25 protein-coding genes and 1 tRNA gene are annotated in these 25,944 nt (G+C 63.0%); 19 read left to right on the plus strand and 7 right to left on the minus strand.

The window, feature by feature from the left end; genetic code table 11:
- Positions 1-45 precede the first annotated feature (45 nt).
- On the minus strand, positions 46-1,470 hold the full coding sequence (locus PSEMAI1_RS0102575) for a Fic family protein (RefSeq protein WP_198019572.1): 1,425 nt from the start codon (positions 1,468-1,470) through the stop codon (positions 46-48).
- 198 nt (positions 1,471-1,668) lie between these two features.
- Between PSEMAI1_RS0102575 and dusA the strand changes: the two genes are divergently transcribed.
- The 4 genes from dusA (at position 1,669) to PSEMAI1_RS0102595 (ending at position 5,233) form a co-directional block, all read left to right on the plus strand.
- Positions 1,669-2,706 carry a tRNA dihydrouridine(20/20a) synthase DusA gene (gene dusA, locus PSEMAI1_RS0102580; RefSeq protein ID WP_029770460.1) on the plus strand — a complete coding sequence of 346 codons (1,038 nt, stop codon included), beginning with the start codon at positions 1,669-1,671 and terminating at the stop codon, positions 2,704-2,706.
- 250 nt (positions 2,707-2,956) lie between these two features.
- The gene (gene rdgB, locus PSEMAI1_RS0102585; RefSeq protein ID WP_024301359.1) at positions 2,957-3,550 is read left to right on the plus strand and encodes an RdgB/HAM1 family non-canonical purine NTP pyrophosphatase; all 594 of its coding nucleotides are present in this window, start codon (positions 2,957-2,959) and stop codon (positions 3,548-3,550) included.
- Between the two features lie 106 nt (positions 3,551-3,656).
- Complete coding sequence (gene hemW / locus PSEMAI1_RS0102590) at positions 3,657-4,847, plus strand: radical SAM family heme chaperone HemW (RefSeq protein ID WP_024301360.1); 1,191 nt, start codon at positions 3,657-3,659, stop codon at positions 4,845-4,847.
- A 2-nt stretch (positions 4,848-4,849) separates the two neighbouring features.
- Entirely contained in the window at positions 4,850-5,233 is a 384-nt protein-coding gene (locus tag PSEMAI1_RS0102595; protein ID WP_008953463.1) for a RidA family protein, read from the plus strand.
- A 117-nt stretch (positions 5,234-5,350) separates the two neighbouring features.
- Here the strand turns inward: PSEMAI1_RS0102595 and sstT are convergent, their stop codons facing one another.
- Positions 5,351-6,601 (minus strand): serine/threonine transporter SstT, encoded by a 1,251-nt coding sequence (sstT, locus tag PSEMAI1_RS0102600; RefSeq protein WP_024301361.1) that lies wholly within the window; start codon positions 6,599-6,601, stop codon positions 5,351-5,353.
- A 345-nt stretch (positions 6,602-6,946) separates the two neighbouring features.
- Between sstT and PSEMAI1_RS0102605 the strand changes: the two genes are divergently transcribed.
- The 3 genes from PSEMAI1_RS0102605 to recG all read left to right on the plus strand — a co-directional run bounded on the left by PSEMAI1_RS0102605 (position 6,947) and on the right by recG (position 10,441).
- Positions 6,947-7,792 carry a PhzF family phenazine biosynthesis protein gene (locus PSEMAI1_RS0102605; protein ID WP_036986173.1) on the plus strand — a complete coding sequence of 282 codons (846 nt, stop codon included), beginning with the start codon at positions 6,947-6,949 and terminating at the stop codon, positions 7,790-7,792.
- Positions 7,793-7,876: 84 nt separating this feature from the next.
- Positions 7,877-8,311 carry a DUF2147 domain-containing protein gene (locus tag PSEMAI1_RS0102610; RefSeq protein WP_024301363.1) on the plus strand — a complete coding sequence of 145 codons (435 nt, stop codon included), beginning with the start codon at positions 7,877-7,879 and terminating at the stop codon, positions 8,309-8,311.
- Positions 8,312-8,392: 81 nt separating this feature from the next.
- A complete protein-coding gene (gene recG, locus PSEMAI1_RS0102615; protein ID WP_024301364.1) occupies positions 8,393-10,441 on the plus strand; it encodes an ATP-dependent DNA helicase RecG in 2,049 nt (682 codons plus the stop codon).
- Between the two features lie 170 nt (positions 10,442-10,611).
- Here recG and PSEMAI1_RS0102620 read toward each other — a convergent pair whose 3' ends face one another.
- The 5 genes from PSEMAI1_RS0102620 to pstS form a co-directional block, all read right to left on the minus strand.
- Positions 10,612-12,072 (minus strand): inorganic phosphate transporter, encoded by a 1,461-nt coding sequence (locus PSEMAI1_RS0102620; protein WP_024301365.1) that lies wholly within the window; start codon positions 12,070-12,072, stop codon positions 10,612-10,614.
- Positions 12,073-12,288: 216 nt separating this feature from the next.
- Entirely contained in the window at positions 12,289-13,053 is a 765-nt protein-coding gene (gene pstB / locus PSEMAI1_RS0102625) for a phosphate ABC transporter ATP-binding protein PstB (RefSeq protein ID WP_024301366.1), read from the minus strand.
- A 12-nt stretch (positions 13,054-13,065) separates the two neighbouring features.
- Entirely contained in the window at positions 13,066-13,992 is a 927-nt protein-coding gene (gene pstA / locus PSEMAI1_RS0102630; RefSeq protein WP_029770462.1) for a phosphate ABC transporter permease PstA, read from the minus strand.
- Between the two features lies 1 nt (position 13,993).
- Positions 13,994-14,956, minus strand: a complete 963-nt coding sequence (gene pstC / locus PSEMAI1_RS0102635; RefSeq protein ID WP_024301368.1) for a phosphate ABC transporter permease subunit PstC — start codon at positions 14,954-14,956, stop codon at positions 13,994-13,996.
- A gap of 120 nt (positions 14,957-15,076) precedes the next feature.
- On the minus strand, positions 15,077-16,117 hold the full coding sequence (gene pstS, locus PSEMAI1_RS0102640) for a phosphate ABC transporter substrate-binding protein PstS (protein WP_024301369.1): 1,041 nt from the start codon (positions 16,115-16,117) through the stop codon (positions 15,077-15,079).
- A 154-nt stretch (positions 16,118-16,271) separates the two neighbouring features.
- Between pstS and tpiA the strand changes: the two genes are divergently transcribed.
- The 12 genes from tpiA to nuoI all read left to right on the plus strand — a co-directional run bounded on the left by tpiA (position 16,272) and on the right by nuoI (position 25,942).
- Complete coding sequence (tpiA, locus tag PSEMAI1_RS0102645) at positions 16,272-17,018, plus strand: triose-phosphate isomerase (RefSeq protein ID WP_024301370.1); 747 nt, start codon at positions 16,272-16,274, stop codon at positions 17,016-17,018.
- Between the two features lies 1 nt (position 17,019).
- On the plus strand, positions 17,020-17,364 hold the full coding sequence (gene secG / locus PSEMAI1_RS0102650) for a preprotein translocase subunit SecG (RefSeq protein WP_024301371.1): 345 nt from the start codon (positions 17,020-17,022) through the stop codon (positions 17,362-17,364).
- Between the two features lie 14 nt (positions 17,365-17,378).
- A tRNA-Leu gene (locus PSEMAI1_RS0102655) sits at positions 17,379-17,463 on the plus strand.
- Positions 17,464-17,553: 90 nt separating this feature from the next.
- Positions 17,554-17,910 carry an NADH-quinone oxidoreductase subunit A gene (locus tag PSEMAI1_RS0102660; protein ID WP_024301372.1) on the plus strand — a complete coding sequence of 119 codons (357 nt, stop codon included), beginning with the start codon at positions 17,554-17,556 and terminating at the stop codon, positions 17,908-17,910.
- Complete coding sequence (locus tag PSEMAI1_RS0102665) at positions 17,901-18,377, plus strand: NADH-quinone oxidoreductase subunit B family protein (protein ID WP_008953451.1); 477 nt, start codon at positions 17,901-17,903, stop codon at positions 18,375-18,377. The genes PSEMAI1_RS0102660 and PSEMAI1_RS0102665 overlap by 10 nt, the downstream gene beginning before the upstream one ends.
- An 11-nt stretch (positions 18,378-18,388) precedes the next feature.
- A complete protein-coding gene (locus PSEMAI1_RS0102670; protein WP_024301373.1) occupies positions 18,389-18,982 on the plus strand; it encodes an NADH-quinone oxidoreductase subunit C in 594 nt (197 codons plus the stop codon).
- Positions 18,975-20,228: an NADH-quinone oxidoreductase subunit D gene (locus PSEMAI1_RS0102675; protein WP_024301374.1), complete on the plus strand. Its 1,254-nt coding sequence runs from the start codon at positions 18,975-18,977 to the stop codon at positions 20,226-20,228. Before PSEMAI1_RS0102670 ends, PSEMAI1_RS0102675 begins: the two co-directional genes overlap by 8 nt.
- Positions 20,228-20,728 (plus strand): NADH-quinone oxidoreductase subunit NuoE, encoded by a 501-nt coding sequence (nuoE, locus tag PSEMAI1_RS0102680; protein ID WP_024301375.1) that lies wholly within the window; start codon positions 20,228-20,230, stop codon positions 20,726-20,728. The genes PSEMAI1_RS0102675 and nuoE overlap by 1 nt, the downstream gene beginning before the upstream one ends.
- Positions 20,728-22,023: an NADH-quinone oxidoreductase subunit NuoF gene (gene nuoF, locus PSEMAI1_RS0102685; protein WP_024301376.1), complete on the plus strand. Its 1,296-nt coding sequence runs from the start codon at positions 20,728-20,730 to the stop codon at positions 22,021-22,023. The genes nuoE and nuoF overlap by 1 nt, the downstream gene beginning before the upstream one ends.
- A gap of 3 nt (positions 22,024-22,026) precedes the next feature.
- Complete coding sequence (gene nuoG, locus PSEMAI1_RS0102690) at positions 22,027-24,384, plus strand: NADH-quinone oxidoreductase subunit NuoG (protein ID WP_024301377.1); 2,358 nt, start codon at positions 22,027-22,029, stop codon at positions 24,382-24,384.
- On the plus strand, positions 24,385-25,434 hold the full coding sequence (gene nuoH, locus PSEMAI1_RS0102695; protein ID WP_036986174.1) for an NADH-quinone oxidoreductase subunit NuoH: 1,050 nt from the start codon (positions 24,385-24,387) through the stop codon (positions 25,432-25,434). It begins immediately after the preceding gene.
- A 28-nt stretch (positions 25,435-25,462) separates the two neighbouring features.
- Positions 25,463-25,942 (plus strand): NADH-quinone oxidoreductase subunit NuoI, encoded by a 480-nt coding sequence (nuoI, locus tag PSEMAI1_RS0102700; RefSeq protein ID WP_198019650.1) that lies wholly within the window; start codon positions 25,463-25,465, stop codon positions 25,940-25,942.
- The last annotated feature ends 2 nt before the right edge of the window (positions 25,943-25,944 follow it).

The following is a 25,944-nucleotide window of genomic DNA, read 5'->3' on the forward strand; positions in this document are numbered from 1 at the left end:
CAATTCATCGTGCGTGGTCGACATCCTGAGCTCTTCCTCTCTCGCTCATGTTTGGCGCTGCCGCGCTTGCCACTGGGCAAACTCGGAGGGGCGTAGTCCATAGCGAGCCAGAACCCCTTCGTGCAGGCGGCGCAATTCCTCGATGACGAGTGCCTCGACGTTCTGCCTGTCCGCTGCGGGGATGCCTTCAGACAGGCAAAGCCGAATCACTTCGAGCGGATCCTGACCGCGTTGCAAGACGACTTCACGGATGGTTTGCTTGATGAGGTCGCGGTAGGCCAGGCGCAATGGGTCCGGTTCGGAGAGGTCTTGTTTGATGGCCAGGTATTCTTGCGTTGAACGCTCGTAGGCCCACAGGTACAGGTCGCGCAACAGTTCGATGCGTGTGAGTTCGTAAACGCCGAGGATGGCACGACTATAGGCCTGTTCGGACACATCAAGAAAAGTCAGCGGGCAGAGGTTGGCACGGATCAGCGGGAGGTTGGCTGCCAGCCGTGAGGTGCGCTTGTTGACGTCGGCAAACGGCTGCAGATAGGGCAAGTGCACCATGATGAAGAACGACTGCTCGAATGGGTCGCCGATCTGGTTGGCCTTTTCCAGCATCACATCCAGTGCTTCGCCGATTTGCGTCGGCACTGAGAGGGGGTGATAGACGCTCTTGCCGATCTCGACTCCGTGCTGGCGCAACCGGCCTTCGTCGGCCGGGTTCGGCAGCAGGTTTTCCGACAGGGCGCTATGCAGGTTGAACAGCGTGTAGCGGTTGAATCCGACCGTATCCGCGTTTTCGACCAAGAGTTCGATGGCGGTTTTGTGATTCAGGATCATCTGGGTTTCGATCGCGGCTTTGCCCTGCGCTACCTTTCCGTGCTCGATCAGCTCCAGCGTATCGAGCCGTGAGTAGGTGTTGCCCTCCAGGTGGCTGGAGGCCCAGGACAGGTCGATCAGCAATCGGTCGAGGATGGCTCGCCCATAGGTTCCGGCCGGCAGTTTGGCTTGCCCGGTATCGCCCATCTTGCGTAGTTGGCGACGTAGCGGCTCGGGGAGATACCACGTTCGGTTGGGCTGGTAAGCCATCAGAAAGTCATGCTGGTAGCCTACCGGTTTGCGTGCTTGCAGCGGTTGTTCAAGATAGGAAAGGATATCTCGGCTGTCGGCCGATAGTGGGATATAGCGGGGGAAAACGTCCTGGGCCGTGGGCGTCGGCTCAGCTATGAGCGTAGCCGCAAGATAGCGGCGGGCACGCCCTTCCCCTTGCCCGATGATCTGCCCATCCTCCACCAGCTTGCTGAGCCAGCGCTGTGCCGTTCGGCGGGCGGCATCAGGGTGTTGTGCCAGCAATTCGGCGAGAGTCAGCCCGCTTGGTGATTGCTGGATGCTTTGGAGCAGATCGGTCGCAGATGACATGGAGGAAGTGGCGCGATTTGTATGATCGATGGCGCGATTGTGGCGCGATTTATAAAACTGCGCCACTTTCTATGGCGCGATTTTGACGCAACCTTGACCAAGACCGGTCTGGATAAGATAATTTTTCGTTTTTTCAAATGCTTAGCGTTTTTGCCATGTTGTGGGCGCTTGGTGCTATCCAGAGCTTCGGGCCGGTGCAGTAGCACCCCAAAGCGGTATTTGGCGTAGCACCAACCTGGTGAAAACGGGCAAAAATCGGCCTAAATGAACAGTAATGTAACAGTCCGCGATGGTGCTGGAAGCCGCGCCAGTCAAGGAAACTCAGTAAAATTGCCAGCCAGACGGCTGTCGGTTGCTCCGATGCTGGACTGGACCGACCGCCACTACCGCTTCTTCGCGCGCCAGATCACCCGGCACACCTGGCTCTATACCGAGATGGTCACCACCGGGGCGCTGTTGTACGGCGACGTGGCACGCCATCTGCGCTACCACGAGTGCGAACACCCGGTCGCCCTGCAGCTGGGCGGCTCGGAACCGGACGAACTGGCGCGCTGCGCCCGGCTGGCCGAGGAGTGGGGCTACGACGAGGTCAACCTCAACGTCGGCTGTCCGTCGGAGCGGGTGCAGAAGGGCGCGTTCGGCGCCTGCCTGATGGCCGAGCCGCAACTGGTGGCCGACTGCGTCAAGGCGATGCGCGACGCGGTGGGCATCGACGTCACCGTCAAGCACCGCATCGGCATCGACGCGGTGGAAGACTACGGCTACGTGCGCGATTTCGTCGGCCACATCGTCGAAGCCGGCTGCTCCACCTTCATCGTGCATGCGCGCAATGCCATCCTCAAGGGCCTGTCGCCCAAGGAAAACCGCGAGATACCGCCGCTCAAGTACGACTACGTCTATCGCCTCAAGCGCGAATTCCCCGATGTCGAAATCCTGATCAACGGCGGGGTGAAGACCAGCGACGAGATCGCCCATCACCTGCAGCACATCGACGGCGTCATGGTGGGACGCGAGGCCTACCACAACCCCTGGCTGATGGCGGACTGGGACGCGCGCTTCTATGACGACGCCAAAGCCGCGCCGACCCGCGATGACGTGATCGAGGCGATGCTGCCGTATATCGAGCAACGGCTGGCCGAACCCGGCACGCAACTGCGCCACATCGCACGCCACATCCTCGGCCTCTACCAGGGCTTGCCGGGCGCGCGCTCCTGGCGCCGCATGCTGTCCGACGCGGCCTTGCTCAAGGGCGCGGATGCCGGCCTTCTGCTCACGGCACGCGACGCCACCGGCCGCGGCTGAGGCACGGCGTGTGGCAAACGGCCGGCACGGACCGAGGCGTCCCGCCGGCCGTCGTTTTTGATTCAGGTCTATGTCATGTCTGACCTATTTTAATTGGTGTAAATCACTATATTTTTGTAAAAATATAGTGATAGTTTTTGGTAATTAGAGATTATCCTGCTGAATTGTCTGTTCCTGATTTTTCACTTCCGATGCGCGCGCATCTGTGGCTAAATCGCAGCCGATAGCAGGTATCACTCCAGGAGAACCCATGTTCGACCGCATCGTGCTGGCGAGCAACAACGCCGGCAAACTGAAGGAATTTTCCGCGTTGTTCGCCGAACTCGGCATCACCGTGCATCCGCAAGGCGAGTTCGACGTGCCGGAATGCCCGGAACCGCACCACACCTTCCTGGAAAACGCACTGGAGAAGGCGCGCCATGCCAGCCGCGTCACCGGCCTGCCGGCCCTGGCCGACGACTCCGGCATCTGCGTCGAAGCGCTGGCCGGCGCACCCGGCGTGCAGTCGGCGCGTTTCGCCGGCGAACCGAAATCGGACGCGCGCAACAACGCCCTGCTGTTGGAAAAGCTGGCCGGCGAGCCCAATCGCCGCGCCTGGTACTACTGCGTGCTGGTACTGGTGCGCCACGCCGACGACCCGCAACCCATCGTCGCCGACGGCGTCTGGTACGGCGAAGTGATCGACAGCGCGCGTGGTGAAGGTGGCTTCGGCTACGACCCGTACTTCCTGCTGCCCGACTATGGCCGCACCGCCGCCGAGCTCGACGCCGCCGAGAAGAACCGCGTCAGCCACCGCGGCCAGGCGGTGCAGGCGCTGATGGCCAAGCTCAGGGCGCTAGCGTGAGCATGGCCGACGACAAGCATCCAAGCCGCAACGCACTGGAAGCGAGATCGCGAAACCGAGCGAGCAGCGACGAGACAGTACAGACAGTACGGCGAGGAGCAGCGCAGTGACGGTGACAAAGATATCGCTTTCAGGGCTAAGCGGATTACGCGAGCTGCCGCCGCTGTCGCTTTACATCCACTTCCCCTGGTGTGTGCGGAAGTGCCCGTACTGCGACTTCAACTCGCACGAAGCCAGGAACGGCTTCGACGAAGACGCCTACGTCGCGGCGCTGCTCACCGACCTCGAACTGGCGCTGCCGGCGGTGTGGGGGAGGCCGGTGCACACCATCTTCATGGGCGGCGGCACGCCGAGCCTGTTCTCGGCCAAGGCGATGGACACGCTGCTGGCCGGCATCCGCGCCCGCGTGCGGCTCTACCCGGATGCCGAGATCACCATGGAAGCCAATCCCGGCACCTTCGAATCGGACAAGTTCAAGGGTTTCCGCGAGGCCGGTATCAACCGCTTGTCGATCGGCATCCAGAGCTTCGACCCGGCGCATCTGAAGGCGCTCGGGCGCATCCACGACGGCGACGAGGCGCGCCGCGCGGTCGATATCGCGCTGACGCACTTCGACAACGTCAACCTCGACCTGATGTACGCGCTGCCCGGTCAGAGCCTGGAGCAGGCGCTGACGGATATGGGCACCGCATTGTCGTTTGGCGTCACGCACATTTCGGCATATCACCTGACTATCGAACCCAACACGCTGTTCGCACGCTACCTGCCGCCAAAACTACCGGACGACGAACTATCGGCCGACATGCAGGAAGCGCTGGAAGCGCGCCTGGCCGAGGCCGGCTTTGGCCACTACGAAACCTCGGCCTTCGCGCAGCCCGGGCGCGAGTGCCGGCACAATCTGAATTACTGGCAGTTCGGCGACTACCTCGGCATCGGCGCCGGCGCGCATGCCAAGATCAGCGCCCACGACGGCATCGTGCGCGAGATGCGCTACAAGCAGCCGGCGGCCTACCTCAAGGCGGTGGCCGAGGGCCAGCCGGCGCAGAGCCGCGAGCGCATCGCCCGCGCCGACCTGCCGTTCGAGTTCATGATGAACCTGCTGCGCCTGACCGACGGTTTCGAGCTGCGCCTGTTCGCCGAGCGCACCGGTCTGCCGCTGACGCACATCCAGCGCGAGCTGGCCGAGGCCGAGGCGCAGGGCCTGATCGAACGCGATCTGACCACGCTCAAGCCGACGCTGAAAGGCCAGCGTTTCCTCAACGACCTGTTAACCCTGTTTCTGAAAGAAGGAGAATAAGCATGGCCAAAGAAATCATCCACACCGACAACGCCCCGGCCGCCATCGGCGCCTACTCGCAGGCCGTCAAGGCCGGCAACACCGTCTACCTGTCGGGCCAGATCCCGCTCGACCCGGCCACCATGACCGTGGTGGAAGGCGGCTTCGCCGCCGAGGCCCACCAGGTGTTCAAGAACCTGAAGGCCGTCTGCGAAGCCGCCGGCGGTTCGCTCGACCAGATCGTCAAGCTCAACGCCTACCTGACCGACCTGTCCAACTTCGCCGTTTTCAACGAAGTGATGGGCCAGTACATGAGCCAGCCGTTCCCGGCGCGTGCCGCCATCGGTGTGGCCAGCCTGCCCAAGGGCGTGCAGGTGGAAGCCGACGCGGTGCTGGTGCTGGAATAAACGCCTGCCGGATTGGCAGTCAAAGCGGCCCTGGTGGCCGCTTTTTCTTTGTATTCGGCCAACCTTGGCACGTAAAAAAGGCACCGCGCGGGTGCCTTCGGGGAAAAGCCGCGGCGCTCAAGCCTCGTTGCTGGCCAGCTCCGGCGCGCGGTCGGCCACGTCGCCGGCTGCCAGGCAGGCCGCGGCGGTGAACAGCACGTCGGTGGAACTGTTGAGCGCGGTTTCGGCGGAATCCTGCACCACGCCGATGATGAAGCCGACCGCCACCACCTGCATCGCCACATCGTTGGAAATACCGAACAGGCTGCACGCCATCGGGATCAGCAGCAGCGAACCGCCCGCCACCCCGGAGGCACCGCAGGCCGCGATGGTGGAGACCACCGACAGCAGCAGCGCGGTGGGCAGATCCACGGCGATGCCGAGGGTGTGCACCGCCGCCAGGCTCAGCACCGAGATGGTGATCGCTGCGCCGGCCATGTTGATGGTCGCACCCAGCGGGATCGACACCGAGTAGGTATCCTCGTTGAGGCCCAGCTTCTTGCACAGGTTCATGTTGACCGGGATGTTGGCCGCCGAACTGCGCGTGAAGAAGGCGGTGACGCCGCTTTCGCGCAGACAGGTGAACACCAGCGGGAACGGGTTGCGGCGGATGGTCAGCGCCACGATCAGCGGGTTCACCACCAGCGCGATGAACAGCATGGCGCCCACCAGCACCAGCAGCAGCCGGCTGTAGCCCAAGAGCGCGCCGAAACCGGTGCTGGCGATGCTGTCGGCCACCAGGCCGAACACGCCGACCGGGGCGAAGCGGATGATCACCTGCACGATGCGCGATACCGCGTTGGCGACCTCGTCCAGCATCTGCTTGGTGCTGTCGCTGGCATGGTTCAGCGCCATGCCAAGCGCCACCGCCCAGCTCAGGATGCCGATGTAGTTGGCGCTGGCGATGGCGTTGACCGGGTTGTCGACGATCTGGAACACCAGGTTGTTGATCACCTCGCCGATGCCGCCCGGCGGCGTGGTGCCGCTGGCCGCCGCCGCCAGGGTCAATTGGGTCGGAAACAGGAAGCTCGCCACCACGCCAGTCAGCGCAGCGAGGAAAGTGCCGGCCAGATACAAGGTCAGCACCGGGCGCATATTGGTCTCTACCCCCTGTTTCTTGCCGGCGATGGCGCTGGCCACCAGCACGAAAACCAGTAAGGGGGCGACTGCCTTCAGTGCCTTGACGAACAGGCTGCCGAGGAAGGTCACGGACTTGGCCGCGTCCGGCGAGACCATGGCCAGCGCCATGCCGGCCAGCATGCTGAGGAGGATCTGCAGCACGATGCTGCCGTTCATGATCCGGCTGAAGATGGAAGGTTTCTGCTGCATGAGGTCCCCCTGACGCAGATCGTGGGTTGGGAAGAGTGAACCGGAGGCCGGCAGCGTTCGTGGCACTGTCGCCTGGCGGTCGGTTTGTCGATGTCATCGACATTAACGTAGTGAAAGACACGCCGTTTCCTGGGAAGAACCAATGGAAAAGAAGCGGATCAGCGGCGCATCATAACAAATTCCACTGCCAAGAAAAAATACAATATCCCGGATGGAGCGCGGCGCGTGGAAGCATTGCCACACCGGGGCGAGACCAAGAACAATCTGTTCAGCCGCGCCGCCTGTCGCGGCAGGAGGAGCTGTGGCCTAATCGGGCGTTTTCCTTGTCCGTCATGAGGAGCCGTGATGCGTTCGTTCCCCTTCCAACTCGTCAACGTGTTCGCCGAAAGCCACTTCGGCGGCAACCCGCTCGCGGTATTCCCCGATGCCGAAGGCCTCGGCGACGACACCATGCAGGCCATCGCGCGCCAGTTCAACCTGTCGGAAACGGTGTTCCTGTCTCCGGCGCGAGAGGCGGCGGCACGGTTGCGCATCTTTACCCCGAGTTACGAACTGCCGTTTGCCGGCCACCCTACGCTGGGCAGCGCCGCCGTCCTGCACCGGCTGGGGAGGGCGGGGGACGACTTCGTGCTGGCAACCCAGGCCGGTCCGATTCCGCTGACGCACCGCGACGGCCTGTTCACGCTGCAGGCCAACGCCGCTACGGTGCGGCCGTCCGGGCTCGGCCTGACCGACACTGCCGAAATGCTCGGCCTCTCCGCCGCCGACATCGTCGCCGCGCCGGAATGGGTCAACACCGGCACGGAGCAACTGCTGGTGCGCATCGCCAGCCGCGAGGCGGTGCTGGCCGCACGGCCCGATCCCTTGCTGTTCATGCAACGCGCCACGCTTCATCCCGGCCGCAGCATCGCCTACCTGTGGCACGAAGAGAACAACGTCGCCACGGTGCGGCTGTTCTTCGAGCAGCACGGCGCGGTGATCGAAGACCCCGGCACCGGCTCGGCCTGCGCCAATCTCGGCGGCTGGTGCGCGCTGAACGGCCGCCGCTCGCTGACCTGGCGCGTGGAGCAGGGCCACGCCATCGACCGCCTCAACGTACTGGCGCTGTCGGTCGATGCGGCCGGCACGGTGAGCGTGGGCGGGCGTATCATTTTTGTCGGTTCCGGCGTGTTCGAACTGCCCGATTCTTGACGGCTGCCCGGCGCGCAGGCATTCTCGAGCCACGGCTCCAAACCAACGTTTAAATAGTGGGCTGACACGAGGAGAGGAACAATCATGAAACGTGTTGCGAAATGGGCGCTGCTGGCCCTGTCTGGCGGCCTGCTGGCCCAGTCGGTGCTGGCGCAGGGTGCCGCCGGCACCTGGAAGACCATCGACGACGAAACCAAGCAGGCCAAGGCGCTGGTGCAGATCAGCGAAGGGGCGGACGGCCAGCTCTCGGGCAAGATCGTCAAGCTGTTCAGCAAGCCCGATGCCGTGTGCGAGAAGTGCGACGGCGCCAACAAGGGCAAGCCGGTCAACGGCCTGACCATCCTCTGGGGGCTGAAGAAGGATGGCGAGGGCTGGAACGGCGGCGAGATCCTCGATCCCAAGTCCGGCAAGGTCTATAGCGCCAAGATGAAACTGGTCGACGGCGGCAACAAGCTCGAAGTACGCGGCTTCCTCGGCGTGGCGCTGCTGGGGCGGACGCAGGTGTGGGAGCGCCAGTAAGGCGCTACTCCACCGCGTAGCGATGGCGGATGACACCGTGGTGTCTTCCGCCATTTTGTTTTTCGGTACAATCGGCCGGTGATGAGCATCGTTCCCGATATCGCCAGCCAGCCGCCCGCCGTGGCGCCCGCCACCGCCAAGCGGCTGGAAAAGCTCGGCATCCGCCGCCGTTTCGACCTCATCCTGCACCTGCCGCTGCGCTACGAGGACGAAACCCACCTCTATCCGATCGCCCAGGCGCCGTACGGCCAGCCGGCGCTGGTCGAGGGCGAGGTCGTCGCGCAGGAAGTGCAGTATCGTCCGCGCAAGCAACTGCTGGTGCAGCTCGAGGACAAGAGCGGCGCGCTGATGCTGCGCTTCATCCATTTCTACCCCAACCATCTCAAGCAGCTGGCGCAGGGCAAGCGCGTGCGCGCGCTGGGCGAGGTGCGGCGCGGCTTCCACGGTGACGAGATGGTGCACCCGAAGATCCGCGAAGTGCTGGAAGGCGATCCGCTGGCCGACAGCCTGACCCCGGTCTACCCCACCGTCAACGGACTGACCCAGCCGGTACTGCGCCGGCTGATCCACGCCGAGCTGAAGGCGCAAGCCCTCGCCGAAACCCTGCCGGAAGCGGTGCGCCAGCGGCTCGGGCTGGTGCCGTTCGCCGACTCCATCCGTCTGCTGCACGCCCCGACGCCGGAATACTCGGCCACCCAGCTCGCCGACCCGGCGCTGCCGGCCTGGCAGCGCCTGAAGTTCGACGAGCTGCTGGCGCAGCAGCTGTCGATGCGGCTGGCCTACCGCGCGCGGCGCCAGGGCCGGGCACCGGTGATCGCCGGCGACGGCCGGCTGCGCGCCGCGCTGACCGCCAGCCTGCCGTTCGCCTTGACCGCGGCGCAGCAGAAGGTGCTGGGCGAGATTCATGCCGACCTGGCGCAGGCGCACCCCATGCACCGCCTGCTGCAAGGCGACGTCGGCAGCGGCAAGACCGTGGTCGCGGCGCTGAGCGCGCTGGCGGCGATCGAGGCCGGTTTCCAGGTGGCGCTGATGGCGCCGACTGAAATCCTGGCAGAACAGCACCACCTCAAGCTCGCCGCCTGGCTGGAGCCGCTCGGTATTCCGGTGGCCTGGCTCAGCGGCTCGCTGCGCAAGAAGCAGAAGGCGGCGGCGCTGGAGCTGGTCGCCAGCGGGCAGGCACGGCTGGTGATTGGCACCCACGCGCTGTTCCAGGACGAGGTGGTGTTCGACAACCTCGGCCTGTCCATCGTCGACGAGCAGCACCGCTTCGGCGTCGGGCAGCGCCTGGCGCTGCAGGGCAAGGGCGGCGAGCCGCACCAGCTGATGATGTCCGCCACGCCGATCCCGCGCACCCTGGCGATGAGCTTCTACGCCGACCTCGACGTCTCGGTGATCGACGAACTGCCGCCGGGGCGTACCCCCATCGTCACCAAGCTCATCAACAGCGCGCGCCGCGACGAAGTGGTGGCCTACGTCGACCGCACCTGCGCCGGCGGCCAGCAGGCCTACTGGGTGTGCCCGCTGATCGAGGAATCGGAAACGCTGCAGCTGCAGACCGCGGTCGATACGCATGCCCAGTTGGCCGAAGACCTGCCGCAGTGGCGCGTCGGTCTGGTGCACGGACGCATGAAAGCGTCGGAAAAGGCCGAAGTGATGGCCGCGTTCGCCGCCAACGAACTGCAGCTGCTGGTGGCGACCACGGTGATCGAGGTCGGTGTCGACGTCCCCAACGCCAGCCTGATGGTGATCGAGCACGCCGAGCGCATGGGGCTCGCGCAACTGCACCAGTTGCGCGGCCGGGTCGGACGCGGTGCCGCCAAGAGCGCCTGCGTCCTGATGTTCGACACCCCGCTGTCGGAACTGGCCAAGGCGCGCCTCAAGGTGATCTATGAAAACACCGACGGCTTCGAAATCGCGCGCCAGGACCTCAATATCCGTGGCCCCGGCGAATTCCTCGGCGCGCGTCAGAGCGGCCTGCCGATGCTGCGCTTCGCCAACCTGGAAGAAGACATTGCCTTGCTGGAGGCTGCCAAGGAGTTGGCGCCCGACATGCTCAAACGCTGGCCGAACGAAGCGGCCGCCCACCTCACGCGCTGGCTGGCCGGGCGCGAGCATTTCCTCAAAGCATGAAAAAGGGCCGCATGAAGCGGCCCTTGTCTTGTCTCATTGAAGTATCGGGAGTTGGTGAAGAAATCGTTGCGAGCGTCCTCAGGCCGGTTTGAGAAGCACAGCCGTACAAGTGGTACGGCGAGCATCACAGAACCGGGATGGGGACGCGCAGCAGATTTATTCCCAAGTTCTCAGCCGAACAGCTGCACGCCGAGGTAATACAGCCCGATGGTCATGCCCATGCACACCGGCAGCGTCAGCACCCAGGTCATGATGATGCTCTTCAGCGTCGACAGCTGCAGCCCCGAGCGGCCGACCACCATGGTGCCCGCCACCGCGCTCGACAGCACCTGTGTGGTCGACACTGGCGCGCCGATGAAGCTGGCCAGCCCGATGGAAATCCCGGCCATGGTTTGTGCCGCCATGCCCTGCGAATAGGTCATGTCCTTCTTGCCGATCTTTTCGCCGACCGTGAGTGCCACGCGCTTCCAGCCCACCATGGTGCCGATGCCGATCGACAGCGCCACGGCGGCGATCACCCACAGCGGGGCATACTCGGTGGTGGCGGTCAGGTCACGCTGGATACCCTTGAGCTGTTTCTTCTCCACGTCGCCGATGCTGCCGATCTTGGAAATCTTCTTGGCGCTGTCGGCCAGGCAGATCAGCTGGGTACGCACCGCCCAGCGGCGGCTCTCCGGCAACTGCTGATAGCTCTTCGACTCCCCGATCGCCGACAGCAGGTCGGCGGCATACTGCTGCGTGGCCGACGGGCTGCAGCTGAACGCCGGGGCCGGTTTGCTCGGCGCCGGGTATTGCGCCAGGATCGCCGCCTCGTTGCGCTGATACAGCTCCTTCAGCTGCAGCGCGGCGATCTTGGTATGCTCGATCTGGATCGGGTCGCTGTCCAGGTTCACCACGAACTGCCCCGGCACGATGCCGATCAGCACCAGCATCACCAGCCCGACGCCTTTCTGGCCGTCGTTGGAACCGTGCGAGAAGCTCATCCCCAGCGACGACACGATCAGCATGAAACGCGCCCAGAACGGCGGGTGCTTGCGCCCCTCGATCTGCTGGCGCTGGTACGGGCTCTTGTGGATGTTGCTGCGCGGCCGCCACTTCATCAGCACGAGCAGCATCAGCCCGGCGAGACCCGCGCCGAACAGCGGCGAGAACAGCAGCGACAGGCCGACGTCAATGGCCTTGCTCCAGTTGATACCGGTGCTGACGTTGGTGCCGTTGATCAGCGAATTGCCGACGCCGACGCCGAGGATCGAACCGATCAGCGTGTGGCTGCTCGACGACGGGATCCCGAAGTACCAAGTACCGAGGTTCCAGATGATGGCCGAGGTCAACAGCGCGAACACCATCACCATGCCGCGGCTGGAATTGACCGCCACCAGCAGGTCCACCGGCAGCAGGTTGACGATGGCGTAGGCCACCGCCAGGCCGCCCGCGAACACCCCGAGAAAGTTGAAGATCCCCGACAGCAGTACCGCCGCCTGAGGTTTCATCGACTGCGTGTAGATGACCGTGGCCACGGCGTTGGCGGTATCGTGGAAGCCGTTGATGAACTCGAACGCCAGCACGAAGCCCAGCGACAGGATCAGGGTCAGCGCCACATGGGTTTCCAGCCCTGAAAGAATGTCCAGCATGATAAGTTACAAAAAGATGAAAGAAGGGCGGGATTGTTGGCGCTGGGAGGGGGAACGTCAAGTTTTTCACATCAGGTGTGGCAAGCGCCTCAGAACTCACGATGGCCGACTTGACGTTGGCCAAACCAGCAAGGTGTCATAGCGTCGCGGATGGGGCCATAAAAGCACACGCCCCTGCAGGGCAGGGGCGCGATACACGGCGGGAACCGTGGGCGATCAGCCGAACTTGCCGGTGATGTAGTCTTCGGTCGCCTTCTTCTTCGGCGTGGTGAAAATCGCATCGGTGTCGCCGAACTCGACCATCTCGCCCAGGTACATGTAGGCGGTGTAGTCCGACACCCGTGCCGCCTGCTGCATGTTGTGGGTCACGATGGCGATGGTGTAATCCTCTTTCAGCTCGTGGATCAGTTCCTCGATGTGCGCGGTCGAGATCGGGTCCAGCGCCGAGGTCGGTTCGTCGAGCAACAGCACCTCCGGGCGCGAGGCCACGGCGCGGGCGATGCACAGACGCTGCTGCTGGCCACCGGAGAGCGAATTGCCCGACTGCTTGAGCTTGTCCTTCACCTCGTTCCACAAGGCCGCCTTGCGCAGCGCCCACTCCACGCGGTCGTCCATCTCCGCCTTCGACAGTTTCTCGTACAGCTTCACGCCGAAGGTGATGTTGTCGTAGATCGACATCGGGAACGGCGTCGGCTTCTGGAACACCATGCCGACCTTGGCGCGCAACAGGTTGACGTCGACGTCGCGGCCGAGGATGTTGTGACCGTCGAGCAGGATCTCGCCTTCCGCGTTCAGGCCGGGATAGAGCTGGAACATGCGGTTGAAGGTGCGCAACAGCGTCGATTTGCCGCAGCCCGACGGGCCGATGAAGGCCGTCACCTTGCGCGAGGCGATGTCGAGGTTGATGCCCTTCAGGGCGTGGAATTTGCCGTAGTAGAAGTTCAGATTCTTGACCTGAAGCTTGATGTTGTTTTCAGCCATGTCCGTCAAGCCTTAATGCGATTGGTTTTTCTGACTGCCCAGCCAGCGGGCAACGATGTTCAGCGCCAGCACGCTGAAGGTGATCAGCAGCGAGCCGGCCCAGGCCAGCGTGTGCCAGTCCTCGTAGGGGCTCATGGCGAACTGGAAGATCACGATCGGCAGGTTGGCCATCGGCTGGTTCATATTGCTGTTCCAGAATTGGTTGTTCAGCGCGGTGAACAACAGCGGGGCGGTCTCGCCGGAAATGCGCGCCACCGCCAGCAGGATGCCGGTCAGCACCCCGGCCTTGGCCGAGCGTAGCGTTACCTGCAGGGTCACCTTCCACTGCGGCGCGCCCAGGGCGGCGGCCGCTTCGCGCAGGCTGCCCGGCACCAGCCGCAGCATGTTCTCGGTGGTGCGCACCACCACCGGGATCACCAGGATCGACAGCGCCAGCGCTCCGGCCCAGCCGGAGAAATGGCCGACGCTGACCACGTACATCTCATAGATGAACAGGCCGATCACGATCGACGGCGCCGACAGCAGGATATCGTTGATGAAGCGGGTGGCCGGTGCCAGCCAGCCGCGCTGGCCGAATTCCGCCAGATAGATGCCGGCCAGGATGCCGATCGGCGTGCCGATCAGGGTGCCGAACAGCGTCATCAGCAGGCTGCCGTAAATGGCGTTGGCCAAGCCGCCGACGCTGCCCGGCGGCGGCGTGCTGCGGGTGAAGACGTCGAGCGACAAGCCGCCCAGCCCCTGCTGGACCAGCGTCAGCAGAATCCAGAACAGCCAGAACAGGCCAAACACCATCGCCAGCATCGACGCCCCCATGTTGACGGCGTTGATCAGCCGGCGGCGGCGGTAGAGCGACGGGTCCATGTTGAAACGCCCGGAGAGCCCAGGTGCCTCGGCCAGCGAGGACGGCATGGTGCCAGGGGTATGCGTACGATCATTCATTTCAGGAAGCCTTCCCTTCTTGCTTCTTCAGGCGCAGCAACAATATCTTGGAGCAGGCCAGCACGACGAAGGTGATGAAGAACAGGATCAGGCCGAGCTGGATCAGCGACGACAGGTACAGCTCGCCGCTCGCCTCGGCGAACTCGTTGGCCAGCGACGAGGCGATCGAGTTGCCCGGCTCGAACAGGCCGGTGGCGAAGTTCGACGAGTTGCCGATCACGAAGGTCACCGCCATGGTTTCACCCAGGGCGCGCCCCAGGCCCAGCATGATGCCGCCGACCACGCCGGTCTTGGTGTAGGGCAGCACCACGTAGCGCACCACCTCCCAGGTGGTCGAGCCCAGGCCGTAAGCCGACTCCTTGAGCAGGGTCGGCACCACCTCGAACACGTCGCGCATCACCGAGGCGATGAACGGAATGATCATGATCGCCAGGATCAGCCCGGCGGTGAAGATGCCGATGCCCATCGGCGCGCCCTGGAACAGGAAGCCGATCAGTGGTAACTCGCCCAGGTTGTCGATCAGCATCGGCTGGACATGGTCGGCAAACAGCGGGGCGAACACGAACAGACCCCACATGCCGTAGATGATCGACGGGATGCCCGCCAACAGCTCGACCGCGATGCCCAGCGGGCGCTTGAGCCAGGTCGGGCACAGCTCGGTCAGGAACAGGGCGATGCCGAAGCTGACCGGCACGCCGATCAAGAGCGCGATCAGCGAGGTGGCCAGGGTGCCGTAAATCGGGACCAGCGCGCCGAACTTCTCGGACACGGGGTCCCAGTCGCTGGTGATGAAGAACTGCCAGCCGAACGCCTTGATGCTGGGCAGGGCGCCAATGACGAGAGAAATCAGGATGCCGATCAACAACGCCAGGACCAGGAACGCGAAGGTCAGCGTCACGTTCCTGAACAGCTTGTCGAGCATCATCTGACGGTTCATCCGCTGCTCGTTATTGTACTTTTCCATGTGTGGCTCTATGTATTCGATCCAGACAAAAAGCCGGGGAGAGACGTCTCCCCGGCCTGGTCGCCCGGCGGTGGCAGGACAGAGGCTCCTATTGTGCCAGCCGCCGTCTGAAATGGCGATTTACTTCCAGATGGCCTTGCCGCTGTTGTCGGTGATCTGCTTCCAGCTGTCGCGAATGGTGGTCTTGACGTTGGCCGGCATCGGAATGTAGTCCAGATCCAGCGCGGTCTTGTCGCCGTTCTTGTAGGCCCAGTCGAAGAACTTCAGCGCTTCGGTGCCCTGTTCCGGCTTATCCTGTTTCTTGTGCATCAGGATGAAGGTGGCGCCGGAAATCGGCCAGCTGGTCTTGCCCGGCTGGTTGGTCAGGATCAGGTAGAAGCCTGGGGAGTTTTTCCAGTCGGCGTTGCCGGCGGCGGCCTTGAAGCTCTCTTCGCTCGGGGCGACGTAGCTGCCGGCCTGGTTCTGCAGCTGACCGTAGGAGAGCTTGTTCTGCTTGGCGTAGGCGTATTCGACGTAGCCGATGGCGCCCTTGATGCGGGTCACGTAGTTGGCCACGCCCTCGTTACCCTTGCCACCCACGCCGGTCGGCCAGTTCACGGCGGTGTTGGAGCCGACCTTGCCGGCCCAGTCGCTGGACACCTTGGACAGGTAGTTGGTGAAGATGAAGGTGGTGCCGGAACCGTCCGAACGGCGCACCACGGTGATCTTCTGATCCGGCAGCTTCACGCCCGGGTTCAGGCCGGCGATGGCCGGGTCGTTCCACTTGCTGACCTTGCCGAGGAAGATGTCGGCCAGCAGCGTGCCGGTGAACTTGATCTGGCCGGAGGCCACGCCCGGCAGGTTGTACACTGGCACCACGCCGCCGATCACGGTCGGGAACTGGGTCAGGTTCGACTTGGCCAGCTCTTCCGGCTTCAGCGGCATGTCGGAAGCGCCGAAATCGACGGTCTTGGACTGAATCTGCTTGATGCCGCCACCGGAGCCGATCGACTGGTAGTTCATGCTGTTGTTGCTGGCGGCTTTGTAAGCCTCGGCCCATTTGGCGTACAGCGGGTAAGGGAAGGTAGCGCCGGCCCCGGTAATGTCAGCGGCGAAAGCCGTACCGGAAACAACGGCCCCCGTCAGAACCAGAGAGGCGGCCAGGCGAATGGACTGTTTCATGCTTACTCCGAGTGAGCGACAAAGTTGAGATGGACGCATCGTAGCCCCGCTATTTTGCAGAAATATTACAAGTTGTGTTTCAAGGCGTCGGCCGGCTCGCTTGACGCTCCAATGATCGGGGATATAATGCGCGTCGGAATAATATGGGGGTGCTATGGCTGATAAGTTGGTGATTGGTAACTGGAAAATGCATGGGCGTCACGCTTTCAACGCACAGTTGGTGAAGCAGCTGCTGTCGTCGGAACAAGTCGACCGTGCCGGTGTCGCCCTGGCGGTTCCTGCCCCCTACCTGGTATCGGTCGGCGAGCTGCTGAAGGGAAGCCGTCTTTCTCTTGCCGCCCAGGATGTCAGTCAATTCGCCGACGACGGTGCCTATACCGGCGAGACCTCCGCCCAGATGCTGGCCGACGTCGGTTGCGCTTACGTGCTGGTCGGCCACTCCGAACGCCGGCAGTACCTGAAAGAAGAGGGCGACCAGCTGCGCCGGAAGCTGCTCAATGTCATCGCCGCCGGCCTGACGCCGGTGTACTGTGTCGGGGAAACGCTGGAAGAGCGTGAGGCGGGGCGTCACTTCGCGGTGATCCGGGAGCAGTTGTCGGCGCTCGACGGTGTCGACAGCGGCGCCGTGGTGGTGGCCTACGAGCCGGTGTGGGCGATCGGTACCGGCAAGGTGGCCAGCCTCGAGCAGATCGAGGAGGTTCACCACGAAATAAAGGCCGAATGCTTGCGCCGGCTGAAGGGCTCTGCTACTATTCGCGTCCTCTACGGCGGCAGCGTCAAGGCAGAGAATGCAGCGGCAATCCTGTCCATCGATAATGTTGACGGAGCGCTGGTAGGGGGTGCATCCCTGGTGCCAGAGTCGTTTTCGATGATTTGCCAAACCGCTACGAAATTGATATAGTATGGAAATTCTAAAAACGCTCATTTGGATAATCAATATTGTGTCCGCAATGTCGATTATCGTCCTTGTCCTGATGCAGCACGGCAAGGGCGCCGATATGGGCGCGGCGTTCGGAGCAGGTTCTTCGGGTAGTTTGTTCGGGGCCTCAGGGTCGGCGAACTTCCTGAGTCGCACCACTGCTGTTGCAGCTATTGTGTTTTTCTCGACCTGTCTCGCCCTGGTCAAGCTCTCGGCTGGTCCCTCCAGTGAGCTGGGTGTGATGGGTGGGCAAGTTGAAAAGGTTGCGCCGCAACTCCCGGGCGGCGCGGCGAATCAGAAGCCTGCCGGTTCGAAGATACCGGACTAAAAGTTTAGTTATGTGCCGACATGGTGAAATTGGTAGACACGCTATCTTGAGGGGGTAGTGGCGAAAGCTGTGTGAGTTCGAGTCTCACTGTCGGCACCACCGTAAAAGAACAGGCCACCGGGATTCCGGTGGCCTGTTTTATTTTGAGCCAAGGAGGGTAACACCTCCTTTTTTTGGGGGTGTACGGGAATGCTGCAAAATTACTTTCCCATTCTGTTGTTCGTCTTGGTCGGGCTCCTGGTCGGCGTCGGCCCCATTGTTTTGGGGTGGTTGCTGGCTCCCAATCGTCCGGATCCCGAAAAGCTCTCACCTTACGAGTGCGGCTTCGAGGCCTTTGAGGATGCACGCATGAAATTCGATGTGCGTTACTACCTCGTCGCTATTCTCTTCATTCTGTTCGATCTCGAAATCACCTTCTTGTTCCCGTGGGCCGTCGTGCTGAAGGAACTGGGTGTGTTCGGGTTTGGTGTCATGCTGGAGTTCATCGCGGTTCTGACGCTGGGCTTCGTCTACATGTGGAAAAAGGGAGCCCTGGAATGGGAGTAGAAGGTATTCTCGAAAAAGGTTTCATCACTACCACCGCCGATAAGCTTATCAATTACACGCGTACCGGTTCGCTGTGGCCGATGACCTTCGGCCTCGCCTGCTGTGCGGTGGAAATGATGCATGCGGGCGCGGCCCGTTACGACCTCGACCGTTTCGGCGTGGTGTTTCGTCCCAGCCCGCGTCAGTCCGACCTGATGATCGTGGCCGGCACGCTGTGCAACAAGATGGCCCCCGCCCTGCGCAAAGTCTACGACCAGATGGCCGAGCCGCGTTGGGTCATCTCCATGGGGTCCTGTGCCAACGGTGGTGGCTACTATCACTATTCGTACTCCGTCGTCCGGGGTTGCGACCGAATCGTTCCTGTGGATGTCTACGTGCCCGGCTGTCCTCCGACCGCCGAAGCGCTGCTGTACGGCATCATCCAGCTGCAGAACAAGATCAAACGTACCAACACCATTGCCCGCTAAGGTAGAAACCCATGGCCTCCAAAATGGAAGCGCTCAAGTCGGTGGTCGAGCAGGTTCTGGGCGACAGACTTGTCCAGAGCACGCTGGCGCTCGATGAGCTGACCATCGTCTGCAAGGCAGAAAACATCGTCGACGTGGCTACCCTGCTGCGCGATCATGCCGAATTGTCGTTCGAGCAACTGATCGATCTGTGCGGCCTCGACTACAGCACCTACAAGGACCAGCCCTGGGACGGTCCGCGTTTCGCCGTCGTCTATCATCTGCTGTCCCTCAAACACAACTGGCGCATCCGCCTCAAGACTTTCGCACCGGAAGACGATTTCCCCGTGGTGAATTCCGTCGTCGACGTGTGGAATTCCGCCAACTGGTTCGAGCGCGAGGCGTTCGACTTCTTCGGCATCGTCTTCGACGGCCATCCGGACCTGCGCCGCATCCTGACCGACTACGGTTTCGTCGGCCATCCGTTCCGCAAGGACTTCCCGCTGTCCGGCTACGTCGAAATGCGTTATGACCCGACCCAGCAACGGGTGATCTACCAGCCGGTCACCATCGAACCGCGGGAAATCACCCCGCGCATCATTCGCGAGGAGACCTACGGTGGCTGAGATTCGCAACTACACGCTCAACTTCGGTCCGCAGCACCCGGCCGCCCACGGCGTGCTGCGTCTGGTACTGGAACTCGACGGTGAAGTGATCCAGCGCGCCGACCCGCACGTCGGCCTGCTGCATCGCGGCACCGAGAAGCTGGCCGAAAGCAAGACCTTCATCCAGTCGTTGCCCTACATGGACCGCCTCGACTACGTGTCGATGATGTGTAACGAACACGCCTACTGCCTGGCTATCGAGAAGCTGCTCGGGGTGGAAGTTCCCGAGCGGGCGCAATACATCCGTGTCATGTTCGCCGAGATCACCCGTATCCTGAACCACCTGCTGTGGATCGGGGCGCACGCCATCGACATCGGCGCGATGACCATGTTCCTGTACGCCTTCCGCGAGCGTGAAGACCTGATGGACTGCTACGAGGCGGTCTCCGGTGCGCGCATGCACGCGGCGTACTTCCGTCCGGGCGGCGTCTATCGCGACCTGCCGGACTCGATGCCGCAGTACACCGTCTCCAAGATCAAGAACGCGCGTGAACTGGCCAAGCTCAACGAAGGCCGCCAGGGCACCATGCTGGACTTCATCGACGACTTCACCCAGCGCTTCCCGAAGTGCGTGGACGAGTACGAGACCCTGCTGACCGACAACCGCATCTGGAAGCAGCGTACCGTCGGCATCGGCGTGGTGTCGCCGGAGCGTGCGCTGAACCTCGGCTTCACCGGCCCGATGCTGCGTGGTTCGGGCATCGAGTGGGACCTGCGCAAGAAACAGCCGTACGACGTGTACGACCGCATGGATTTCGACATCCCGGTCGGCGTCAACGGCGACTGCTACGACCGCTATCTGGTGCGCATCGAGGAAATGCGCCAATCCAACCGCATCGTCAAGCAATGCGTCGATTGGCTCAAGAAGAATCCGGGTCCGGTCATCACCGACAACTTCAAGGTCGCTCCGCCTTCGCGTGAAGGCATGAAGAGCAACATGGAAGAGCTGATCCACCACTTCAAGCTGTTCACCGAAGGCATGCACGTGCCGGAAGGCGAGGCCTACGCCGCGGTGGAACACCCCAAGGGTGAGTTCGGCATCTACCTGGTGTCGGATGGCGCCAACAAGCCGTACCGTCTGAAAATCCGCGCTCCCGGCTATGCCCACCTGGCGGCCCTGGACGAAATGTCGCGCGGCCACATGATCGCCGACGTGGTCGCGATCATCGGTACTCAGGATATCGTGTTTGGGGAGATTGACCGCTGATGCTGTCCGCACAATCGCTTGCCTTGATCGACCGCGAGGTCGCCAAATATCCGGCCGACCAGAAGCGCTCCGCCGTCATGGGCGCGCTGCGCATCGCGCTGGAAGAACGGCGTTCCACCGGTGAAACCCCGGAGGCCCGCTGCCTGAATAGCGAGGTGATCGAGTTCGTCGCCAACTACCTGGAAATTCCGCCGGTAGCCGCCTACGAAGTCGCCACCTTCTACAACATGTACGACATGAAGCCGGTGGGCAAATACAAGATCACCGTCTGCACCAACCTGCCCTGTGCGCTGCGCGGCGGCGTCAACGCTGCCGAGTACATCTCGGACAAGCTGGGCATCGCCATCGGCGAAACCAGCGCCGACGGCATGTACACCCTGCTGGAAGGGGAGTGCATGGGTGCTTGCGGCGACGCTCCGGTGCTGCTGGTGAACAACCACAGCATGTGCAGCTTCATGACGCCCGAAGCTATCGATAAAAAACTGGCGGAGTTGAAATAATGGCAGTCTTCGTCAATGGTGTGATTTTCGAAGGCGTGGATACGGCTGCCGCCGATGCCTGGCGCCTCGACGCCTACGTGGCACGTGGCGGCTACCAGGCGCTGCGCAAGATTCTCGACAGCAAGCAGCCGCAGGAAGACGTGATTGCCGAGGTGAAGAACTCCGGCCTGCGCGGCCGTGGCGGCGCGGGCTTCCCGACCGGCCTGAAGTGGAGTTTCATGCCGCGTTCGTTCCCAGGCGACAAGTACGTCGTGTGCAATACCGACGAGGGCGAGCCGGGTACCTTCAAGGACCGCGACATCCTGCGCTTCAACCCGCACGCGCTGATCGAAGGCATGATCATCGCCGGTTACGCGATGGGCACCAAGGCCGGCTACAACTACATCCACGGCGAGATCTTCGCCGAATACCAGCGCTTCGAAGAGGCGCTGGAAGAGGCCCGTAAGGCCGGCTTCCTCGGTCAGAACATCCTCGGCACCGACTTCAGCTTCGAGCTGTACGCTCACCACGGCTACGGTGCCTACATCTGCGGCGAGGAAACCGCACTCCTGGAGTCGCTGGAAGGCAAGAAAGGCCAGCCGCGCTTCAAGCCGCCGTTCCCGGCGAGCTTCGGTCTCTACGGCAAGCCGACCACCATCAACAACACCGAGTCGTTCGCTTCGGTGCCGTTCATCATCCGCGACGGCGCGCAGAAGTTCCTCGAAGCGGGCAAGCCGAACAATGGCGGCACCAAGCTGTTCTCGGTCTCCGGCCACGTCAATCGTCCGGGCAACTACGAGATTCCGCTCGGCACCCCGTTCTCGACGCTGCTGGAAATGGCCGGCGGCATGAAGGACGGCAAGAAGCTCAAGGCGGTGATCCCGGGCGGTTCGTCCGCGCCGATTCTGCCGGCCGAGATCATGATGAGCTGCACCATGGATTACGACAGCATCAGCAAGGCCGGCTCCATGCTGGGCTCGGGCGCCGTGATCGTGATGAATGAAGACGTGTGCATGATCAAGGCGCTGGAGCGTCTGGCCTACTTCTACCACGAAGAGTCCTGCGGTCAGTGCACCCCGTGCCGTGAAGGCACCGGCTGGCTCTATCGTGTGATCCATCGCATCGCCAACGGCCAGGGCCGTCCGGGCGATCTGGAGCTTCTGGATTCCGTGGGCAACAACATGGCGGGCCGCACCATCTGCGCCCTGGCCGATGCCGCGGTGTTCCCGGTTCGCAGTTTCACCAAGCATTTCCGTCATGAGTTCGAATACGCGATCGAACACGGGAAGACCTTGGTGGACCACAAATGGTGTTGAGCGATGCTTGAAATTGAAATCGACGGTAAGAAACTGACGGTCCCGCAGGGTAGCACCGTCATGGATGCGGCTCACTCGGTGGGTACGTACATCCCTCACTTTTGTTACCACAAGAAACTCTCCATCGCGGCCAACTGCCGCATGTGCCTGGTCGAGGTAGAGAAGGCTCCCAAGCCGCTGCCGGCCTGTGCCACTCCGGTGACGGACGGCATGAAGGTGCACACCCACTCCGACATGGCCAAGAAGGCCCAGGCCGGGGTGATGGAGTTCCTGCTGATCAACCACCCGCTGGATTGCCCGATCTGCGACCAGGGCGGCGAATGCCAGCTGCAGGATCTCGCCGTGGGCTACGGCAATTCCGCTTCGCGCTATCAGGAAGAGAAGCGCGTGGTGGTGGGCAAGGACATGGGGCCGCTGGTTTCCGCCGAGGAAATGAGCCGCTGCATCCACTGCACCCGCTGCGTGCGCTTCACCGAAGAAATCGGTGGCTTCCAGGAAATCGGCATGGCCAACCGTGGCGAGTTCTCCGAAATCATGCCCTACCTGGGCAAGACCGTGGACTCGGAAATCTCCGGCAACGTCATCGACCTGTGTCCGGTGGGCGCGCTGACTTCCAAGCCGTTCCGCTACAGCACCCGCGCCTGGGAGCTGTCGCGCCGCAAGTCGGTCAGCCCGCACGACGGCCTCGGTTCCAACCTGATTGTCCAGGTCAAGGGCAACCAGGTGATGCGCGTGCTGCCGCTCGAAAACGAAGAGATCAACGAGTGCTGGATCGCCGACCGTGACCGCTTCTCCTACGAAGGCCTGAACAGCGCCGAGCGTCTGCAGAAGCCGATGATCAAGCACGACGGCCAGTGGCACGAAGCCGACTGGCAGACCGCGCTGGAGTACGTGGTCAAGGGCCTGAACGGCGTGTCGCGCGATCATGGCAAGGATGCCATCGGCGTGCTGGCCAGCCCGCACAGCACCACCGAAGAACTGTTCCTGGCGCAGAAGCTGGCGCGCAGCTTCGGCGTGAACAACGTCGACTACCGCCTGCGCCGCTCCGACTTCCGCGCCGACGCCGCCCAGCAGGGCGCGCAGTGGCTGGGTTCCAGCATCGTCGAATTGGCTTCGGCCAAGTCCGTACTAGTGGTGGGCAGCACCCAGCGCCAGGAGCAGCCGCTGTTGGCCTCGCGCCTGCGCCAGGCCGTGAAGAAGGGCAGCGAGCTCAACGTCATCCACGTCGCCGACGATGTCCTGCTGACCAAGCTCAACGCCAAGCTGATCGTTTCGCCGCTGTCGCTGGTGAACGCGCTGGCCCAGGTGCTGAAAGCCGTGGTGGCGATCAAGTCGGGCGAGAGCGCGATCGATCTGGCCGCTGTGACCGTGTCGGCCGAAGCGCAGCGTATCGCCGAAAGCCTGTGCGGCGCCGAGACTGCCTCGGTGGTGCTGGGCAACGTGGCGCAGCACCATCCGGCCTTCTCCGAACTGTTGTCGCTGGCGCAGGAAATCGCCCGCCTGAGCGGCGCCCGCTTCGGCGTGCTGGCCGAGGCGGCCAACAGCGTCGGTGCCGAGCTGGTCGGCGCCGTGCCGACGCGTGGCGTCTTCGGAGCTTCCGTATCGGCCGGCCTCAACGCCCAGCAGATGATCGCCGAGCCGCGCAAGGCCTACGTGCTGCTGAACACCGAAGTCGAATTCGACAGCTACAACCCGCAAGCCGCCGTCGCCGCGATGAAGTCGGCCGAGACCGTGATCGCGCTGACCGCGTTCAAGGCCGAGGGCCTGCTCGACTACGCCGACGTGCTGCTGCCGATCGCGCCGTTCTCCGAGACCGCCGGCTCCTTCGTCAACATGGAAGGCCGCCTGCAGACCTTCAACGGCGTGGTCCGTCCGCTGGGCGAAGCACGTCCGGCCTGGAAGGTGCTGCGCGTACTGGGCAACATGCTGGGGATTTCCGGCTTCGAGTACACCAGTGTCGAAGAAGTGCGCGCCGAGTGGCAGGGTAAGGGCGATATCGCCGCCAGCCTGAACAACGCGCTGAGCACGGTTTCGGCCAACGTTCAGCCGGCTGCCGCCGCTCTGGTTCGTGTCGGCGAAGTGCCGCTGTATCAGGCCGACGCCATCTGCCGCCGCGCCCCGTCGCTGCAGGCGACTCGTGCCGCTGCCGTACCGGTCGCGCATGCCGCGCAGAGCGTGCTGGACGCTGCCGGCGTGCAATCCGGCGCCGTGGTGACGCTGAAGCAGGGAGATGCTCAGGTGCGTGTGGCGATCGAAGCCGATGCCACGCTGCCGGCCGGTGTCGTGCGCCTGGCAACCGCCCACCCGACCACCATCGCGCTGGGCGGCATGTTCGACCCGATCGAGATCAAGCAGGGGTAAATGATGGAGTTCTTGCAAAGCATTCTTGGCAATGAGGCGGGGCTCACCGTGTGGACCCTGCTCAAGATCGTCGCCATCGTGGCGCCGATGATGGGTGCAGTGGCCTACCTGACCTTGGCCGAACGTAAGGTGATCGGTTACATGCAGGTGCGTATCGGCCCGAACCGGGTCGGTTACTACGGCCTGCTGCAGCCGCTGGCCGACGGCATCAAGCTGCTGATGAAGGAGATCATTCTCCCGACCCAGTCCAGCAAGGGCCTGTTCCTGTTGGCTCCGGTGCTGTCGATCGGCCCGGCGCTGGCCGCCTGGGCTGTGGTGCCGTTCACCGACACCCTGGTGCTGGCGAACACCAACGCCTCGCTGCTCTACATCATGGCCATCACCTCGATGGGCGTGTACGGCGTGATCATCGCCGGCTGGGCCGCCAACTCGAAGTACTCGTTCCTCGGCGCACTGCGTTCGGCGGCACAGATCGTGTCGTACGAAATCGCCATGGGCTTCGCCCTGGTCGGCGTGCTGATGGTGAGCGGCAGCCTGAACCTGGTCGACATCGTCAACCAGCAGGGGCATGGCGTGGCCGGTGGTTCCGCGCTGTCGTGGAACTGGCTGCCGCTGTTCCCGCTGTTCATCGTCTACCTGATTTCCGGCGTGGCCGAGACCAACCGTGCTCCGTTCGACGTGGCCGAAGGTGAATCCGAGATCGTGGCAGGCTTCCACGTGGAATACTCCGGCATGGCCTTCGCCGTGTTCTTCCTCGCCGAATACGCCAACATGATCCTGATCGCGGCGATGACCTCGCTGATGTTCCTGGGCGGCTGGCTGTCGCCGTTCCCGGCTTCGTGGGGTCTGCTGGGTGCCTCCGGCTTCATCTGGATGGCGCTGAAGATGTCGCTGGTTCTGTTCTGCTTCCTGTGGTTCCGCGCGACCTTCCCGCGTTACCGCTACGACCAGATCATGCGTCTGGGCTGGAAAGTGTTCATTCCGGTTACGCTGGTCTGGGTGTTTGTCGTCGGCGTGTGGATGATGAGCCCGTTGACGCTCTGGAACTGATACGGGTTAGGTGAAGAGCATGGATACGATTCGCAATTTTTTCAAAACGTTCTTGCTGGTGGAACTGGTGCAAGGTCTGATGCTGACCGGCCGCCACTTCTTCGCGCGCAAGATTACCGTGCAGTTCCCGGAAGAGAAGACGCCGCTGTCGCCGCGTTTCCGCGGTCTGCACGCCCAGCGCCGCTACGCCAACGGAGAAGAGCGCTGCATCGCCTGCAAACTGTGCGAGGCGGTGTGTCCGGCGATGGCGATCACCATCGAGTCCGAGCAGCGTGACGACGGCACCCGCCGCACCTCGCGCTACGACATCGACCTGACCAAGTGCATCTTCTGCGGTTTCTGCGAAGAAGCCTGTCCGGTCGATGCCATCGTGGAAACCCACATTTTCGAGTATCACGGCGAAAAGCGTGGCGACCTCTACTACACCAAGCCCATGCTGTTGGCCATCGGTGACAAGTACGAGTCCGAGATTGCCGCCCGCAAGGCGGCTGATGCCAAGTATCGCTAAGG

Origin of the sequence: Pseudogulbenkiania sp. MAI-1 (assembly GCF_000527175.1) — a bacterium.
Classification (GTDB): domain Bacteria; phylum Pseudomonadota; class Gammaproteobacteria; order Burkholderiales; family Chromobacteriaceae; genus Pseudogulbenkiania.